Origin of the sequence: Streptomyces gilvus, assembly GCF_022513565.1 — a bacterium.
Classification (GTDB): Bacteria; Actinomycetota; Actinomycetes; order Streptomycetales; family Streptomycetaceae; genus Streptomyces; species Streptomyces gilvus.
On record NZ_JAKWBE010000031.1, the window covers coordinates 48864 to 65783 of the forward strand.

Annotated in this window: 17 protein-coding genes and 2 pseudogenes; 9 read left to right on the plus strand and 10 right to left on the minus strand. The window is 72.0% G+C overall.

Annotated elements, in window-relative coordinates; all coding sequences use genetic code 11:
* Positions 1 to 41 precede the first annotated feature (41 nt).
* Positions 42 to 896 (plus strand): SDR family NAD(P)-dependent oxidoreductase, encoded by an 855-nt coding sequence (locus tag MKW14_RS33640; protein ID WP_240869390.1) that lies wholly within the window; start codon positions 42 to 44, stop codon positions 894 to 896.
* Positions 897 to 922: 26 nt separating this feature from the next.
* On the opposite strand, the gene MKW14_RS33645 is transcribed toward MKW14_RS33640, so the two are convergent.
* On the minus strand, positions 923 to 2491 hold the full coding sequence (locus tag MKW14_RS33645; RefSeq protein WP_240869391.1) for a hypothetical protein: 1569 nt from the start codon (positions 2489 to 2491) through the stop codon (positions 923 to 925).
* A 152-nt stretch (positions 2492 to 2643) separates the two neighbouring features.
* Here MKW14_RS33645 and MKW14_RS33650 point away from each other — a divergent pair, with 152 nt between their 5' ends.
* A complete protein-coding gene (locus MKW14_RS33650; RefSeq protein WP_240869557.1) occupies positions 2644 to 3387 on the plus strand; it encodes a GAF and ANTAR domain-containing protein in 744 nt (247 codons plus the stop codon).
* 154 nt (positions 3388 to 3541) lie between these two features.
* On the opposite strand, the pseudogene MKW14_RS33655 reads toward MKW14_RS33650, so the two are convergent.
* A pseudogene (locus MKW14_RS33655) lies at positions 3542 to 3811 on the minus strand (sigma factor-like helix-turn-helix DNA-binding protein); the annotation flags it as partial.
* Between the two features lie 247 nt (positions 3812 to 4058).
* Here MKW14_RS33655 and MKW14_RS33660 point away from each other — a divergent pair.
* Positions 4059 to 4475, plus strand: a complete 417-nt coding sequence (locus MKW14_RS33660) for an acetyl-CoA synthetase (RefSeq protein WP_240869394.1) — start codon at positions 4059 to 4061, stop codon at positions 4473 to 4475.
* Between the two features lie 9 nt (positions 4476 to 4484).
* Positions 4485 to 5702 (plus strand): MFS transporter, encoded by a 1218-nt coding sequence (locus MKW14_RS33665; RefSeq protein ID WP_240869397.1) that lies wholly within the window; start codon positions 4485 to 4487, stop codon positions 5700 to 5702.
* Positions 5703 to 5720: 18 nt separating this feature from the next.
* Here MKW14_RS33665 and MKW14_RS33670 read toward each other — a convergent pair whose 3' ends face one another.
* From MKW14_RS33670 to MKW14_RS33690, 5 genes are all read right to left on the minus strand, one after another.
* A complete protein-coding gene (locus MKW14_RS33670; protein ID WP_240869399.1) occupies positions 5721 to 6218 on the minus strand; it encodes a DUF3515 family protein in 498 nt (165 codons plus the stop codon).
* Positions 6219 to 6775: 557 nt separating this feature from the next.
* Positions 6776 to 8215: a sensor histidine kinase gene (locus MKW14_RS33675; protein WP_240869402.1), complete on the minus strand. Its 1440-nt coding sequence runs from the start codon at positions 8213 to 8215 to the stop codon at positions 6776 to 6778.
* Positions 8216 to 8956, minus strand: a complete 741-nt coding sequence (locus MKW14_RS33680) for a response regulator transcription factor (RefSeq protein WP_240869404.1) — start codon at positions 8954 to 8956, stop codon at positions 8216 to 8218. It lies immediately after the preceding gene.
* Positions 8957 to 9096: 140 nt separating this feature from the next.
* Positions 9097 to 9708 (minus strand): FMN reductase, encoded by a 612-nt coding sequence (locus MKW14_RS33685; protein WP_240869407.1) that lies wholly within the window; start codon positions 9706 to 9708, stop codon positions 9097 to 9099.
* Positions 9705 to 10865 carry an LLM class flavin-dependent oxidoreductase gene (locus MKW14_RS33690; protein ID WP_240869414.1) on the minus strand — a complete coding sequence of 387 codons (1161 nt, stop codon included), beginning with the start codon at positions 10863 to 10865 and terminating at the stop codon, positions 9705 to 9707. The genes MKW14_RS33685 and MKW14_RS33690 overlap by 4 nt, the downstream gene beginning before the upstream one ends.
* A gap of 105 nt (positions 10866 to 10970) precedes the next feature.
* Between MKW14_RS33690 and MKW14_RS33695 the strand changes: the two are divergent.
* A pseudogene (locus MKW14_RS33695) lies at positions 10971 to 11800 on the plus strand (DUF6597 domain-containing transcriptional factor).
* A gap of 70 nt (positions 11801 to 11870) precedes the next feature.
* Here the strand turns inward: MKW14_RS33695 and MKW14_RS33700 are convergent.
* Together MKW14_RS33700 and MKW14_RS33705 are read right to left on the minus strand one after the other, a co-directional pair.
* Positions 11871 to 12344 carry a MarR family winged helix-turn-helix transcriptional regulator gene (locus MKW14_RS33700; protein ID WP_240869416.1) on the minus strand — a complete coding sequence of 158 codons (474 nt, stop codon included), beginning with the start codon at positions 12342 to 12344 and terminating at the stop codon, positions 11871 to 11873.
* Between the two features lie 117 nt (positions 12345 to 12461).
* Positions 12462 to 12929: a hypothetical protein gene (locus MKW14_RS33705; RefSeq protein ID WP_240869421.1), complete on the minus strand. Its 468-nt coding sequence runs from the start codon at positions 12927 to 12929 to the stop codon at positions 12462 to 12464.
* Between the two features lie 105 nt (positions 12930 to 13034).
* On the opposite strand from MKW14_RS33705, the gene MKW14_RS33710 reads away from it, so the two are divergent.
* From MKW14_RS33710 to MKW14_RS33725, 4 genes are all read left to right on the plus strand, one after another.
* On the plus strand, positions 13035 to 13373 hold the full coding sequence (locus MKW14_RS33710) for a YnfA family protein (RefSeq protein WP_240869424.1): 339 nt from the start codon (positions 13035 to 13037) through the stop codon (positions 13371 to 13373).
* Positions 13374 to 13480: 107 nt separating this feature from the next.
* On the plus strand, positions 13481 to 14239 hold the full coding sequence (locus MKW14_RS33715; protein ID WP_240869427.1) for an SDR family NAD(P)-dependent oxidoreductase: 759 nt from the start codon (positions 13481 to 13483) through the stop codon (positions 14237 to 14239).
* On the plus strand, positions 14239 to 14382 hold the full coding sequence (locus tag MKW14_RS33720) for a hypothetical protein (RefSeq protein ID WP_240869430.1): 144 nt from the start codon (positions 14239 to 14241) through the stop codon (positions 14380 to 14382). Before MKW14_RS33715 ends, MKW14_RS33720 begins: the two co-directional genes overlap by 1 nt.
* A gap of 17 nt (positions 14383 to 14399) precedes the next feature.
* Complete coding sequence (locus tag MKW14_RS33725) at positions 14400 to 15665, plus strand: GNAT family N-acetyltransferase (RefSeq protein WP_240869433.1); 1266 nt, start codon at positions 14400 to 14402, stop codon at positions 15663 to 15665.
* A gap of 1 nt (position 15666) precedes the next feature.
* On the opposite strand, the gene MKW14_RS33730 is transcribed toward MKW14_RS33725, so the two are convergent.
* On the minus strand, positions 15667 to 16860 hold the full coding sequence (locus MKW14_RS33730; protein ID WP_240869436.1) for an RtcB family protein: 1194 nt from the start codon (positions 16858 to 16860) through the stop codon (positions 15667 to 15669).
* Between the last annotated feature and the right edge of the window lie 60 nt (positions 16861 to 16920).

Genomic DNA, 16920 nt, shown 5'->3' on the forward strand with positions numbered 1-16920 from the left:
TGCCTGTATCCGGCCGGCGGCCGACCGGAGGCTTGGGTGTCATGACGAACCCCACTCACAAACCGAACAGCCCGAACACCACTCACAGCCTGGACACCGCGCACAGCCTGGACACCGCGCACAGCGCCCACAGCGCACCCGTCGGCCTGCTCACCGGCAAGGTCGTGTTCATCACCGGCGCCAGCCGCGGTATCGGGGCGGCCGCGGCCCGGCTCTTCGCCGCCGAGGGCGCCGCCGTCGTGCTCGCCGCCCGCGGCACCGACGCCCTGGAGCGGATCGTGAAGGAGATCCGCGCCGAAGGCCGTGTCGCCGACGCCGTCACCCTGGACCTCGCCGATCCCGCGAGCATCCGCGCCGCTGTCGACCACGTCGGGGAACTGCACGGACGGCTCGACGGCGCCTTCAACAACGGCGCGGCCATCCAGCAGCCGGGCCCGCTCGACACCACCAGCGACGAGGACATCGACGCGCAGTTCGCCGTGAACTTCCGCTCGCACTGGACCGCCATGAACGCCGAGGCCGCGCTCATGCGCCGTACCGGCGGAGGGGCGATCGTCAACACCTCCAGCATCGGCAGCCGCCGCGCCAACCCCGTCCTGCCCGCCTACGGCGCCATGAAGCGCGCGCTCAACAGCATCACCGAGACAGCGGCCAAAACTTGGGGCCCGGAGGGCATCCGCGTCAACGGCATCACCCCCGGCGGCACGGCCACCGAGATGATCGACGCGTGGGAGGCGGCGACCCCGGGCGTCGTCGAGGCCAACAACGCGGCCACCCCGCTGGGCCGCATGGCCGAGCCCCGCGAGGTGGCCGAGGCCGCCGCGTGGCTGCTCAGCGACCGCGCCTCCTACGTGACCGGCGCCATCGTCCCCGTCGACGGCGGCGCCGGCGCCTGACGACAGCGGCCCCTGCCCCGGCGCTCTCAGCCGATGGCGTACGCCCGGTACACCGTCTCCACCGAGCTGTCCCCGGCGGCGTCCGTCACCTCGGAGCGCAGGGCGACGGCGCCGGAGGCCGGGTTGTGGACGGACGCCTGCCAGGCCGTGCCGGAGTGGGTCACGGTCGCCGCCTTCCAGGTCCTGCCGCCGTCGGCGGAGGACCAGACCCGCACGGACTTGACGCCCACGTCGGTGAGCCTTGTGCCGTCTCCCTGGGACTCGCGCCCGGGAGTCACGCCGACCGTCGTGGTGGTGTTCGGCGCGGCCTGGTTGTGGCCGTTGAGCCCGGTCGGCAGGAAACGGGTCAGGAAGACCGGCGCGACCGACGACCTGGCCGGGTCGGCCACCTTGAAGTGCCAGTCGAGGGTGACGCGCGACGACAGCATGCCGGCGGGGAAGGTGATGCCCGGGCGGTAGCGGTGGCCGTCGACGGTCAGGCGGTACCAGCCGGCCGAGCGGACGGCGGCGGAGAACTCGTCGTACTCGGTACGCCAGTTGGTCAGGGTCTGCTTCTTGACGGTGGTGCCGCCCTTGGACAGGACCACCGTCTCCTTCGTCGTGTCGCCCCAACCACCGCCGATGTCGGTGTCGTTGACCAGGGCGTCCGGCCAGAAGGTGACGGATCTGTGGCCGAGCACCGGCAGGTTGTCCGTCGGACCCCACACCGCCCGGCCGAAGGACTGCGTGACGCTCTGCCCCGCCTTCAGCGTCCGCAGCTTCGGGAAACCGCCGCCGACGTTCTCGCCGTTGCTGCCCATGATGTCGTCGCGCGGCTGCCAGGTCCCGGGGGTCACATGGACGGTGGCGCCGTACGGAGCGTCTTCGTCGCGCACTCCGGCCATCAGGTCGGTCGTGCAGTCGTCGGTCTTCGGCGCCGCCTGCAACGCGGTGTAGACCTGGCTGCCCAGCTCGGTTCCGCTGCGCACGGCGAAATGGACGCTCGCCAGCCGCGACCGCTTGAACGAGCCGCCGGGCGCGGCCGGGATGCCCTTGCTGTTCTTCACGGCGACGTAGCTGTCGTCGCCCGACCACTGCGCCAGATACCCGAACTGCAGCAGCGAGGAGGAGTTGGGGATGGCGAAGAGAGAGCCCTCGTCGTTCCAGCCGCCCGCGCTGAACGCGTCGGGCATGTCCATCCAGGCGGCGCACACCTGCGCGCTGATCCGCGGCGGGCCCGTCACGTCGGCGGGCGTGTCCAGCGACACCTTGACGGCCTTGCCCTTGCGCGCGTCCAGCGTCACCGCCTTGTGCCCCGACACCTGGACGACCTGCGCGCCGATGGTGTCGGTGCCCAGACCGTTCGGGGCGCTCTCGTAGATGTCGGTCATCGCCAGGTAGCGCCCCGACGGCAGGCTGAGCCGCTTTCCGGAACTGACGCTGTACGTCCGGCCGGACGTCGCGACGACGGTGACCGTCGTCGCGACCTTGGCGCCGTGCCGCCCCAGGGTGGTCACGGTCAGTGAGGCCGACGCCGCCTGCGCGGAGGCGGCGGACACGAACAGCGGTACCAGCGCGGCCACGCCCAGACAAGCGAGCGTTCTTCGTCGCACCATCGTCAACTCCCCCTCAGGCCCCCCGAAGTCGGCCCATCGTAGCCATGTCACGAACATGGCAGACCAAGAGAGGGGCCACGCCTGATCAAGCTGTGACAAAGACGCTCCGGGTGCCCGACGGTAGGGTGGCCGCACGGGTGTCGAGGTGGGTGATGGCGGTGGAGTGGCGGGAATTCGCCGAGGCGATGGCCCAGCTCGCCCGGAACCTGCTAGCGCAGGAGTCGCTGCAGGGGACGCTGGACGAGATCGCGACCTCGGCGGTGCGGCTGGTGGAGGGCTGCGACGCGGCCGGGATCCTGGCGATCCGCAAGGGCCGGGCGGTCACGTTGTCCTCCTGCGGCGGGCAGCTGGTCGAGGCGTCCGACCGGCTGCAGGGCGAGCTGGCCGAGGGGCCCTGCTTCGACCTGGCCCGGCGCGCGACTGGCGCGGACGGGGAACGGGTGTTCCGCATCGCGGACCTCACCGAACCGCAGCCGACCTGGCCTCGGTTCGCCACGGCGGCCCGTGATCTCGGCATCGGCAGCATGACCGGTGTGCTGCTCTACACCCACGACGAGGACTTCGGCGCGCTCAACCTGTACTCCCGCCGCCCCGGCGCCTTCGGCAAGGACATCGAGACCGCCGGCTGGCTGCTGGCCTCGCACGCCGCCGTGGCCCTGGCCGACGCCCGCACCATCGACCAGCTCGAGGACGCCATGAAGACCCGGCACGCCATCGGCGAGGCCATGGGCATCCTCATGGAACGCCACAAGCTGAGCGAGGACGACGCCTTCGCCGTGCTGCGCCGCATCTCCCAGCACCACAACATCAAGCTGCGCGACGTCGCCCAACGCGTCCGCGACGACCGCGACGGCCGCGACGACCGCGACGATCGCGACGATCGCGACGGCCAGTGATCGCCTCCCGCGGCGGTGCCTTATCCCGCCCTTATTGCAACCTACTTGCAACAACAGCCTGAAAGCAGCAGCATGATCCTGACGGGGTCGGCCCGATCGTCTTCTCACCCGGCGACCGCCGGCCCGGCCGACCCCGTCCATACCCGGTGCGGGTTCAGACGACCGCCGGCGCGGCAGGCTCCTCCAGCAGGTCGACCAGCGTCGCCCGGGCGCGCGCCACACGGGAACGGACCGTGCCGACCGGGCAGTCGCTGACCTCGGCGGCCTCCGCGTGCGGCAGTCCGGCCAGCTGGGTCAGGACGAACGCCTCCCGACGCTCGTCCGGCAGCGCGGCCAGCAGATCCAGCAGCGCGACGCCGTCGTCGAAGCCTGGCAGGTCGCACGGCTGGGCGAGCTCGACGGCCAGCTGCCAGGTACGGATATCCACAGGGGACAACACTCAATCCACAGGCTGTGATCCCCACCATGAATCGGGGGCATCCTGGTGTCCGTACAGGCGGACCGGGAGGTGCGGGATGCGGTGGTGGGCCGGGGTGTGGGTGGCGGCCGGGGTGGTCGCGCTGGCGGCGTGCGGCGGGTCCACGGGAGGTGGTGGCGGGTCGGCCTCGCCGTCCCCCGGCCGTTCGTCGGGACCACCCGCCAGTCCGTCACGACCACCCGCCAGCCCGTCCGTGAGCCGATCCTCACCCCCTCCGGCCAGCCCCTCCGGAAGCCGGTCCGCGTCCCCGAGCGCGTCCGCCTCCCCGGCGGGCTGTGTCGCCGGGCACGCGGAGGTCACCGTCGCGCCGGGCGACCCGGTCGAACGGCAGCTGTGCATACGGCCCGGCACCGTCGTGACGCTGGTGCTCCGGCCCCGCGTCGACGACCGCCGCTGGACGGCCGTGAACACCTCCGCCCCCGCCTTCGTCGTCGTCTCCGGCTGGCGCCGGGACACGGACGGCACCGCGCACGCCTCGCTGCGCAGCGCCGGCACCCGGGGCGGCACGGCCAGGATCACCGCGCTGGCGAAGGCCCCGGACGTGGCGGGCGCGGCCCGGCCCGCCTTCACCCTGCGGGTGAGTGTGGTGCCGTACCCGACGCAGGGGTAGGCACCGCGGATGACCTTGATGCGCCCGTGGCGGTTCGTGGTGTGGTTCGGGACCGTCAGTCTGCTCGCCGACTTCGTGTACGAGGGCGCCCGCTCGGTCACCGGCCCGCTGCTGGCGTCGCTGGGCGCGTCGGCGCTGGTGGTGGGCGTGGTGACGGGGGCCGGGGAGGCGGCGGCACTGGGGCTTCGGCTGGTCTCCGGCCCGCTCGCGGACCGTACCCGCCGCTTCTGGGGGCTGGCGATCGCCGGATACGCGCTGACGGTGGTCTCCGTGCCGCTGCTGGGCGTGGTCGGCACGCTGTGGGCGGCCTGCGTGCTGGTGATCGCCGAGCGGGTCGGGAAGGCCGTGCGGTCCCCGGCGAAGGACACGCTCCTGTCCCATGCCACCGCCGCGACCGGCCGTGGCCGCGGGTTCGCCGTGCACGAGGCGATGGACCAGGTCGGCGCGCTGATCGGCCCCCTCGTCGTGGCCGGCGTGCTCGCCCTCACCGGCGGTGACTACGCCCCCGCGCTCGGCGTCCTCGCCCTCCCCGGCGTCGCGGTACTGGCCCTGCTGGTGTGGCTGCGGGCAAGGGTCCCCGACCCACGGTCGTACGAAGAGGAACCCGAACCGCACGCGCGCAAACCCCACGAAAACGACCCCGCTGCCTCCGACTCCGCACCCGCCACCGCGCCCGCGCCCGGCGGCCAACTGCCGCGCGCCTTCTGGACGTACGCGGCGTTCACCGCCGCCACCACCGCCGGCTTCACCACCTTCGGCGTGCTCTCGTACCACCTCGTCGAACGGCATCTGCTGACCGCCGCCTGGGTGCCCGTCCTGTACGCCGCCGCCATGGCCGTCGACGCGCTCGCCGCACTGGCGACCGGCTGGCTGTACGACCGTCACGGGGCCCGCGTGCTGGTCGCCCTGCCGGTGCTGGCGGCCGTGGTCCCGGCGCTGGCGTTCACACGGACCGTGGGGCTCGCGGTGGCGGGTTCCCTGGTGTGGGGCGCGGCCATGGGCATCCAGGAGTCCACCCTGCGCGCGACGGTCGCCGACCTGGTGCCGCCGGGCCGGCGCGCGACGGCCTACGGCGTCTTCGCCGGGGTGGTGGGCGCGGCGAGCCTGGCGGGCGGGGCGCTGACCGGCGCGCTGTACGGCACGTCGATCCCGGCGCTGATCGCGGTGGTGGTCGGCGTGCAGGTGGTGGCGCTGGTGCTGCTCGGGGTCAGCGCGCGCACGCCGTAGCGCCTGTGGCCGGCCCGCTCAGCCGGTCGTCGGTACGTCGTCCTCGCCGATGCACCGGGTGTGCGGGGCGAGCGGCCGTACCGCGCCGCTGAGTTCGACGAGGACGTCGTCGACGGCGGTGACCCGGTCGGAGATCTCGATCTCCACGGCGGGGTCGCGGCCGTAGGTGACCAGCACCTTGTGGCCGTCGTGCGGCTTCGGCCGCCAGACCCAGTCGACGTCGTCGACGTTCACGCAGGCGTCGGTCGTGGCGGCCGGCGGCTCCAGCCCGCAGCGCGCGGTCACCGCGCCGTCCCCCCACACGGCAGCTCCGGGCACCCCGACATCGCCGCGCTCGAACCCCGCGAGCCCGGAGGGATACCCCTCCGCAACCCGCCGACAGGCGGCACTGTCCCCCCGGGCCGCGGCGTGCAGCCCATAGCCGTTCGCCCGCACCTCATGCACGACCAGCGCGCCGCCGAGAACCAGTCCCGCGACCCCCACACCCACCCCGCCCCACACCCTGCCGGCCCCCACGCCCAGCCCCTCCCCGTCGACCGATCACCCCAGTCTTCCACCGCCCCCCACACCGCCCTCGGGCCCCTCCCGCATCCCGCGACCCGGCCTCCGCCCACCCTTCACCCCCTTGCGCACCCCCGGTCGCTCTCCGAGAACCCCAGCTGCCTCAGGAGCCCGCCCGGGGACCAGGCCCTGACGTCCCGGACCGCCCCCCCGCCCGGCTCCGAAACACCGGGCGGGGCGGTGCCCGTACGCCGGTCCGAGGCCCGCGTCAGCCCGCCCCACAGACCCTCCCCGACCCGCCTCAACCCCGCCCCACAGACCCTCCGCGACCCGCGTCAGCCCTCCCCACAGACCCTCCGCGACCCGCCTCAACCCCGCCCCACAGACCCTCGGCGACCCGCCTCAACCCCGCCCCACAGACCCTCCGCGACCCGCCTCAACCCCGCCCCACAGACCCTCCGCGACCCGCCTCAACCCCGCCCCACAGACCCTCCGCGACCCGCCTCAACCCCGCCCCACAAACCCTCCGCGACCCGCCTCAACCCCGCCCCACAAACCCTCCGCGACCCGCCTCAACCCGTCTCACGGACCGTGCTCCCCGGTACTCCCCCCACCGTGAAGCCGATCACCGCCCCGCCGCCCTCGCGCTGGAAGGCGAAGGGGGCGCCGCCGTGGGCCATGGCCACCTCGCGGACGATGGAGAGGCCGAGGCCGGAGCCGGGGAGGGAGCGGGCGTCGGCGGCGCGGTAGAAGCGGTCGAAGACACGGACGAGGTCGCAGTCGGCGATGCCGGGGCCCCGGTCGAGGACCTCGACACGGACCGTGCCGGTCCGGGCGGGCCCGGAGACGGAGATCTCGATGGGACCGGTGCCGTCGCGGTCGAACTTCGCCGCGTTCTCCACGAGGTTGGACAGCGCCCGGGTCAGCATCCCGAGCCGCCCGTCCGTCGTCGTGTCGCCGCTGGAGCGGACCGTGACCTCCCGCCCCGTACGGCGCCGGGCGACCCCCGCGACGTCCTCGGCGATGTCGACGAGGTCCACCCGCTGCGGCGGCTCCGTGTCGGACTGCCCGGCGGCGAGATCGACCAACTCGTTGACGAGGTCGGTGAGTTCGCGTGCCTCCTGGCCGAGGTCGGCGACCAGTTCCTCCCTCGTCGAGGGCGGCAGTTCGTCGATGCGGCGCAGCAGGGAGATGTTCGTCCGCAGAGAGGTGAGCGGGGTGCGCAGTTCGTGGCCCGCGTCCTGGACCAGGCGCCGCTGGTCCTCCTCCGACTGGGCGAGCCGGCCGAGCATCCGGTCGAAGGCGCGGCCGAGGCGGCCCACCTCGTCGTACCCGGTGACCGGCACGTCGATGCCGAGCCGGCGGGTGCGGGCCACGTCCTCGGCGGCCGAGGTCAGGATGATCAGCCGGCGGGTGATGCGCCGGGCCAGCCACCAGCCGAACAGACCGGCGGCGGTGACCACGGCGGCCATCAGGATCAGCGTGCGCTGCTGCAGCGCCCGCAGCAGGTCCTCGGTGTCGCTGAACTCCTGCGCCACCTGCACGGCACCCCGCCCGTCGCCGAGCGACACGGTCGCGATGCGGTAGACGTCCGCGTCGACGCCGACGTCCTTGTGCTCGACCATCTGCGCGGCCGCGCGCGTCACCGCGATCGCCCGGTCCGCGGCCGTCACCGGCAGCCCCGGGCTCCCGGAGTCGACGACCTTGCCGTCCGGCCCCAGCACCTGCACGTCCGTCCGGGCCGGCCGCACGATGTCATGGCCCGGCGCCGACGAGGAGAAGTCGTCCGGGGTCATCCGGTGCTGGCGCACCTCGTCCCGCAGGTCCTGCACGACCTGGTCGAACACCGACTCCTGGTCCACCCGCACCAGCCGCGCCGCCGCGCTGTACGACAGCACGCCGACCAGCACGGTCACACAGGCGGTGACCGTCGCGAACGACACCGCGAACGTGGTGCGCAGGGAGACCAGCCCGGGCCGCCGTCTGGCCAGCAGCCGCCTGAGCCGGCCCACTCAGTCCTCCCGGAGCACGTAACCCACGCCACGGACCGTGTGGATCAGCGCGGGCGCGCCGGGCACGTCGAGCTTGCGGCGCAGATAGCCGACGTACACGGCGAGGTTCTTCGAGCCGGGGCCGAAGTCGTAGCCCCAGATCCGGTCGTAGATCGTGGAGTGGTCGAGCACGATGCCGGCGTTGCGCACCAGCAGTTCCAGCAGCTCGAACTCGGTACGGGTCAGCTCCAGCTCGCGCTCCCCGCGCCAGGCGCGCCGGGCCTGGACGTCCATGCGCAGCCCGGCGGCCTCGATCTGCCGGCCGGAGGACGGGAAGGCGTCCTTCGTCCCCCTGGCCTCCTTCGGCGGTACGTCGGGCCCGGCGCCGTTCTCCAGGCTGCTGCGGCGCAGCAGGGCCCGCAGCCGGGCGAAGACCTCCTCGACGTCGAAGGGCTTGACCACGTAGTCGTCGGCGCCGGCGTCCAGGCCGGCGATGCGGTCCGCGGTCTCCACGAGCGCGGTGAGCATGAGGATGGGCGTGCGGTCACCCTCGGCGCGCAGTACCCGGCAGACCTGGAGGCCGTCGATGCCGGGCATCATCACGTCGAGCAGCAGCACGTCGGGCGGGGTCTTGTGGGCCTGCGCCAGTGCCTCGACACCGTCGGCGACCGCGGTGACCTGGTAGCCCTCCAGGGTCAGGGCGCGCTCCAGCGCGTGGCGGATGGCGCGGTCGTCTTCGGCGAGCAGCACAGTTTGGGGCACGTACCCAGTCTGCCAAGCCCTGTGGGGGTTCGGCCGAGGTGAGCGGACCGACGATCACCCTTTTTACCCGCCTCTCACCGTCACACAGGCAACCGAAGACGTACGCCTACCGTCTTCTCACCGACGGCCGGAGGTACCGCTCACCCGCCTGACGGACCGGTGGGGGACAGCGCCGCCAGCTGCTGCGCGAACGGCACGACCTCCAGGTCGTCCCTGGCCGGCCGCGGACCCGGGAGCGCCGACAGTCCCGTCATCAGCCGGGCCAGCTCCCCCGCCGCCCGCTCGATCCGGCCCTCCAGGCCCTCCGCGCCCCAGTCCTCCGAGGCCGCGTACACCCCGGTGGGCACGACCACCGCCCGCAAGTACGCGAACAGCGGACGCAGCGCGTGTTCCAGGACCAGCGAGTGGCGGGCCGAGCCGCCCGTCGCCGCGACCAGGACCGGCTTGCCCTCCAGCGCGTCCTTGTCGAGGACGTCGAAGAACGACTTGAACAGGCCGCTGTAGGAGGCCGAGAACACCGGCGTGACGACGACCAGTCCGTCCGCCGACGTCACGGCGTCCTGCGCGGCGGCCAGGGTGCGGCCCGGGAAGCCGTTGGTCAAGTTGTGCGCGATCTCCACGGCGAGGTCGCGCAGCTCGACCACCTCGACCTCGACCGGGGCCTGCCGGCCCACCGCCGCGGCCAGCCGGTCGGCCAGCAGCCGCGTGGACGACGGAACGCTCAGCCCCGCCGAGACGACGACGAGCTTCATGCGACGACCTCCTCATCCGCGGCCTTGCGTCCGGCCTTCTCCGCGTCCTTCTGTGCGTCCTTCTGTGCGACCTTCTGTACGGCCTTCTGCGCGTCGGCGAGCAGCGACGCGTGGGTCGGCGCCTCCGGCACGTCCGCCGGACGGCCCGCCGCGAACTCCTTGCGCAGCACCGGCACGACCTCCTCGCCCAGCATGTCCAGTTGCTCCAGCACGGTCTTCAGCGGCAGCCCGGCGTGGTCCACCAGGAACAGCTGGCGCTGGTAGTCACCTGCGTACTCCCGGAAGGCGAGCGTCTTCTCGATGACCTCCTGCGGGGAGCCGACGGTCAGCGGGGTCTGGTCGGTGAAGTCCTCCAGCGAGGGCCCGTGGCCGTACACCGGAGCGTTGTCGAAGTACGGACGGAACTCGCGCACCGCGTCCTGCGAGTTGCGGCGCATGAACACCTGCCCGCCGAGGCCCACGATCGCCTGCTCCGGCGTCCCGTGCCCGTAGTGCGCGTACCGGGTCCGGTACAGCTCGACCATGCGCTTGGTGTGGTCGGCCGGCCAGAAGATGTTGTTGTGGAAGAAGCCGTCGCCGTAGTACGCGGCCTGCTCGGCGATCTCCGGCGAGCGGATCGAGCCGTGCCAGACGAACGGGGGCACCCCGTCCAGCGGCCTCGGCGTCGAGGTGAAGCCCTGCAACGGCGTCCGGAACTTCCCCTCCCAGTCCACGACGTCCTCACGCCACAGGCGGCGCAGCAACGCGTAGTTCTCTATCGCGAGGTTGACGCCCTGGCGGATGTCCTGGCCGAACCAGGGGTAGACCGGCCCGGTGTTGCCGCGGCCCATCATCAGGTCCACCCGGCCGTCGGCCAGGTGCTGGAGCATCGCGAAGTCCTCGGCGATCTTCACCGGGTCGTTGGTGGTGATGAGGGTCGTCGAGGTGGAGAGGATCAGCCTCTCCGTGCGCGCGGCGACGTATCCGAGCATCGTGGTCGGGGACGAGGGCACGAACGGCGGGTTGTGGTGCTCGCCGGTCGCGAACACGTCCAGGCCGACCTCCTCGGCCTTCAGGGCGATGGCGACCATGGCCTTGATGCGCTCACGCTCGGTCGGCGTACGGCCCGTGGTGGGGTCCGGCGTCACATCGCCGACGCTGAAGATCCCGAACTGCATGGTCGCTCGACCTCCAAGTTGTTGACGGTTCAACTATACCCCCCTAACGAGGCCCGGCTCCCCTGTATTCCGCGCACTGTCAGTGCCCCGTCCTACGATCCCGCCATGGCCGCCGAACGCCGTGACACCCGAGGCATCGTCGGCGCCGCGGACTTCCTCGCCCGCGTCGACTTCCGCCGCCCCGACGCCGCCGAGCCGCTGCGCGCGTACGTCGAGCACTACTGGCTGATCGACTGGGACCTCCCCGAGCCCTACGTCTCACACGTGGTCCCGCATCCCGCCGTGCACATCGTCTTCCAGCAGTTCGAAGGCCAGGAGCCCTTCGTGGAGATCGCCGGCGTCCAGCACGGCCTCTTCACCCAGAAACTCGAGGGGCGGGGCCGGGTGTGCGGCATCAAGTTCCGGCCGGGCCGCTTCCGCGCCTTCGCGCCGGACCGGCCGGTGAGCGCGTGGACGGGCCACCGGGTCCGCTCCCCCGAGGTCCTCCCGGACGCCGATCCCGCCGCCGTCCTCGCCCCCGACGACGAGCCGACCCGCATCGCCGCCCTCGACACCTTCCTCCTCACCCGGAACCCACGCCCCGACCCCCAGGCCGAACTCGCCGCGGCCCTGGTCGACCGCGCCCGCACCGACCGCTCCATCCGTCGGGTCACCGAACTGGCCCACACGGAGGGCATGTCCGTACGCCTGCTGCAGCGCCTGTTCGCCGCCCACGTCGGCGTAGGCCCTGGGGGTCCCCCCTCTGGGGGAGGGTGATCCTGCGCTACCGCATCCACGAGGCCCTGGAGCGCGCCGAGTCCTCGGACAAGCTCGACTGGGCCACCCTCGCCGCCGACCTCGGCTACGCCGACCAGGCCCACCTGGTACGCGACTTCACCGCGACGGTGGGGGTACCGCCGACGGCGTACGCGGCACAGGGCGGCGGGGTGGGCTGAGCCGACACCGCTCCGGCGCCGCTCGGTCGCCGATCCGGCAGCGCTCCGGCACCAGCCGCGCCCGGACGCGCTAGACGTCCCCGGCGCGCAGCCGGGTGATCTGCCGGCCGCTGAACTCCACCGTCCGCCTCATGTGCCAGACGACAACGGCGAGTTGGGCATCGTCCAGGTCGTCGAAGAGGGTGGACCAGCCGCCGCTCAGCCGCTCCCACATCCGGCCGAACTCGGCGATCTTCTCCGGCACCGTCAGCACCAGCACCTTGCGCCGGTCGTCCGCGTCCCGCCGCCGTACGACGTACCCGGCCTTCTCCAGCCGGTCCACCAGCCGCGTCGCCGACCCGGTCGTCAGTCCCGTCAGCTCGGCGATCCGGCCCGTGGTCACCGGCCCGCCCTCCAGCGTCAGCAGGTTCAGGCACTGCAGATCCGTCGGATGCAGCCCGATGCGGTCGGCCACGGCCTGGTTGAACAGGGCGTAGGAGGCCATGTAGCGGCGCGAGACCGTGGACAGCTCCTCCAGCAGCCGCTCCCGTGCGCCACCCGCCATGCCCCGCTCCTTCACTTCTGCACCGTGCAGAGATCGTACGGCGCAGAGGTCCGCCGGCCCGGAAGCCACGGCTGCCGCGACTCAGCAGTAGTAACTCAGCAGTAGTAGTCGTCGCCCTCAGAAGCAGTAGTCGTCGCCCGTGGCCAGGACGAGTACCCGCTGCCGGTCGTTCCGCCGGTTCCGGTCCACCGTGCCGCCGCTCCACACCGTGTCGATCTCCAGCAGCACCTCCGACGGCGCCCCCCGCAGCCGTACCCTCAGCCCGATCCGCTCGCCCACCCCGTCCGCCGCCAGCGCCCCCACCCGGCACAGCACCGCCTGCGGCTCCGACCGCGCACACCCCGCCGGCCACGACTGCGCGTCCGCCAGCGCCCGCGACCAGCGCAGCCGTACCGTCGCGTCCGGTACGGCGGACGGCCCGAAGTTGCCGGGCGTGAACCGCACCTCCACCCGCCCGTCGGTCAGCGAGGCGGCACCGTGGTAGGCGAGGTCGGCCTCCGGACCGCCCCCGACGGCCCGCGCGGGACCCACCGCCCCCCAGACCGCGGCCAGCACCGCCGCCGCCCCCGCAAGAACCCTCCGCATGCCCCACTCCTCACTCCGGCGCCGTGGACGTACGGATGTATCCCGCGCGCGGGCGCTCCGCAGGCGCCCTCCATCAGGTGACACCGCGCGTGACACGCTGCTGCCATGCTCATCGCCCGCTCCGCCGCCCTCTTCGTCCTCGCCGCCCTCTTCGAGATCGGCGGCGCCTGGCTGATCTGGCAGGGCGTCCGCGAACACCGCGGCTGGCTGTGGATGGCCGGCGGCGTCCTCGCACTCGGCGCGTACGGCTTCGTGGCCACCTTCCAGCCCGACGCGCACTTCGGCCGCATCCTGGCGGCGTACGGCGGCATCTTCGTCGCGGGTTCGATCCTGTGGGGGGTGGTCGCGGACGGGTACCGGCCGGACCGCTGGGACGTGACGGGGGCCGCGATCTGCCTGGCCGGCATGGCCGTGATCATGTGGGCCCCGAGAAACGGCGGATGACCGCCCCGTACCGAGGAGCGCTCCCCCATACCAAGGGACGCCCGGTGCCTCCCGCCTATCCTGTCCGGGACGAACCCGCACACCGAACCCCGCCGAGGAGCAACCTGATGGCCCCGTCCCGCATAGCGATCGTCACCGGCGCGAGCAGCGGAATCGGCGCCGCGACCGCCCGCAGGCTCGCCGAGGCCGGCTACCGCGTCGTCCTCACCGCCCGCCGCGAGGACCGCATCGAGGCGCTGGCCAAGGAGCTCAACGAGGCGGGCCACCAGGCGACCGCGTACCGGCTCGACGTCACCGACCGCGCCGCCGTCGACGAGTTCGCGACGGCCTTCACGACGGTCGCCGTCCTCGTCAACAACGCCGGTGGAGCCCTCGGCGCCGACCCGGTCGCGACCGGCGACCCGGCCGACTGGCGCACGATGTACGAGACGAACGTCCTCGGCACGCTGAACGTCACCCAGGCCCTGCTGCCCAAGCTGGTCGCGAGCGGCGACGGCACGGTGGTCGTGATCTCCTCCACCGCGGGCCACGGCACCTACGAGGGCGGCGCGGGCTATGTCGCCGCCAAGCACGGGGCCCACGTCCTCGCCGAGACCCTCCGCCTGGAGATCGTCGGACAGCCGGTGCGGGTCATCGAGATCGCGCCCGGCATGGTCAAGACCGACGAGTTCGCACTGACCCGCTACGGCGGGGACGCGGAGGCGGCGTCCAAGGTGTACGAGGGCGTGGCCGAGCCGCTGACCGCCGACGACGTGGCCGACACCATCAGTTGGGCGGTCACCCGCCCCCACCACGTCAACGTCGACCTCCTGGTCCTGCGTCCGCGCGCCCAGGCGTCCAACACCAAGGTCCACCGGGACCTGTGATGGCCGCCGACGAGGGTGAACAGCGGCGCCTCGCCCTGGAGAAGAAACGCGAACGCTACGTCTGGTACTACCTCGCGTACTTCCTCTTCGGCATCCATGTCGTCGCGTTCGTGATGATCTACGCCGTGCTGCACGCCAAGTAGGCATAGAGTCACAGCCTGTGGACAGACACCTACGCTTCGACGCGCTGCACAACTTCCGTGACCTGGGCGGCTATTCGACCCCCGACGGGCACCGGATCCGTCCCGGGCGCCTGTACCGGGCGGACTCGCTGGCCAAGTTGGGGCGGGGCACGGAGGACTGGTCCCGGTTCCTCTCACTGGGCGTCCGCACGGTCGTCGACCTCCGCCACCCCTGGGAGATCGAGAAGCGCGGCCGCGTCCCCGACGACCCGTCCTTCACCTACCACAACCTCAGCATCGAGCACCGCCCGTACAACCAGCCGGCGTTGCCGCCCGAAATCGACCCGGGTCCGTATCTGGCGGAGCGGTACATGGAGGTGGCGGAGGACGGCACCAAGGAGATCCGCCGGGCGCTGGAACTCGTCGTGGCCGCGGCGGAGTCCGCCGACCCCCTGGTCTTCCACTGCGCCTCCGGCAAGGACCGCACCGGCCAACTGGCCGCACTCGTCCTGACGTTGCTGGGCATCCCGGACGAGACGATCATCGAGGACTACAGCCTCACCGAACTCGCGACACCGGCGATCCTCGCGGCCTGGACGGCACGCGAGGGCCACGCCCCGACCTGGCTGGGCTTCGGCCGCGCCCCGGCGACGGTGATGCGCACGTACCTGACCGCCATGAAGGCACGCTACGGCTCGATCGAGAGCTACGTGACGGGGGAACTCTCCTTGGACGCTGGGGAGTTGTCATCCCGCCTCCGAGCTTCCCTCCTGGAACCCCGCCCCACCACCTGGCCACCCCTGACCTACCGCAGAGCGACCCCCTCCGACGCCCCCACCCTGGTCCGCCTCCGCGACACAGCCGCCCTCTGGCAACTGGCCCGCGGCATCGACCAGTGGAAGCCGGGCGAGAAGGACGAAACCCACTTCCGCACCCGCATACGGGAGGGCGAGGTCTGGCTGGCCTACGCGGACGACCACCTGACCGGCGCCTACGAACTCTGGTGGGACGACCCGGCAGCCTGGGGCCCCCGCCCCTCCGACGCCGGCTACATCCACCGCCTCATGACGGTCCCCCACACCTCCCCACCCGGCACGGGCCGCCACCTCCTCACCCACGCCGAATCCCGCATCACCGCAAAGGGCCGCCCCTACGCCCGCCTTGACTGCCTGTCCTCCAACCCCCGACTGCGCGCGTACTACGAGTCGGCGGGCTACGCGGTCGTAGGCGAACAGCCGGCCAAGCCGGCCGGCACGGGCAGCCCGTACGCGGTGACCCTGCTGGAGAAGCGGCTGACGGGCTGACTCAGCCCTTCACGCAGACGACCTGCTTCAGCTTCGCCACGACCTCGACGAGGTCCCGCTGCTGGTCGATGACCTGCTCGATCGGCTTGTAGGCACCCGGGATCTCGTCGACCACGCCGGAGTCCTTGCGGCACTCCACGCCTCGCGTCTGCTCCTCCAGGTCCTTGGTGGAGAAGCGGCGCTTGGCGGCGTTGCGGCTCATGCGCCGACCCGCGCCGTGGGAGGCCGAGTTGAAGGCCTTCTCGTTGCCGAGACCCTTCACGATGTACGAACCCGTGCCCATGGAGCCCGGGATGATGCCGTACTCGCCGGAGCCCGCCCGGATCGCGCCCTTGCGGGTGACGAGCAGGTCCATCCCGTCGTACCGCTCCTCCGAGACGTAGTTGTGGTGGGCGCTGATCTCCGGCTCGAACGTCGGCTTCGCCTTCTTGAACTCCTTGCGGACCACGTCCTTCAGGAGCGCCATCATCATCGTACGGTTGTGCTTGGCATACTCCTGCGCCCAGAAGAGGTCGTTCCGGTATGCCGCCATCTGCGGAGTGTCCGCCACGAACACCGCGAGGTCACGGTCGACCAGGCCCTGGTTGTGCGGAAGTTTTTGCGCCACACCGATGTGGTGTTCCGCGAGTTCTTTACCGATGTTCCGCGAACCGGAGTGAAGCATGAGCCACACCGAATCGGACAAATCGATACAAACCTCCACAAAATGATTCCCTTGGCCAAGGGTTCCCATTTGCGCAGCGGCCCGCTCCCGCCGGAATCTGACCGCTTCTGCAACCCCGTCGAACCGGGCCCAGAAGTCCTCCCATCCTCCAGTGGCCAGCCCGTGGAAGCGCCCCGGCTCCACCGGGCTGTCATGCATCCCCCGCCCCACCGGAATCGCCTGCTCGATCTTCGAGCGCAGCCGGGAGAGATCTCCCGGGAGGTCGTTCGCCGTCAGGGACGTCTTCACCGCCGACATTCCGCAGCCGATGTCCACCCCCACCGCCGCCGGGCACACCGCACCCCGCATCGCGATCACCGAGCCGACCGTCGCGCCCTTGCCGTAGTGGACGTCCGGCATGACCGCGAGGCCCTTGATCCAGGGCAGGGTGGCGACGTTGCGGAGCTGCTGGAGGGCGCCCTCCTCGACCGACGCGGGGTCGGTCCACAGACGGATCGGGACCTTCGCCCCCGGTATCTCCACGTACGACATGTCTTCCTCATTCCCCCGGAAATGACAACAAAGATATCCACAGGTGGGTAATCGCAAAAA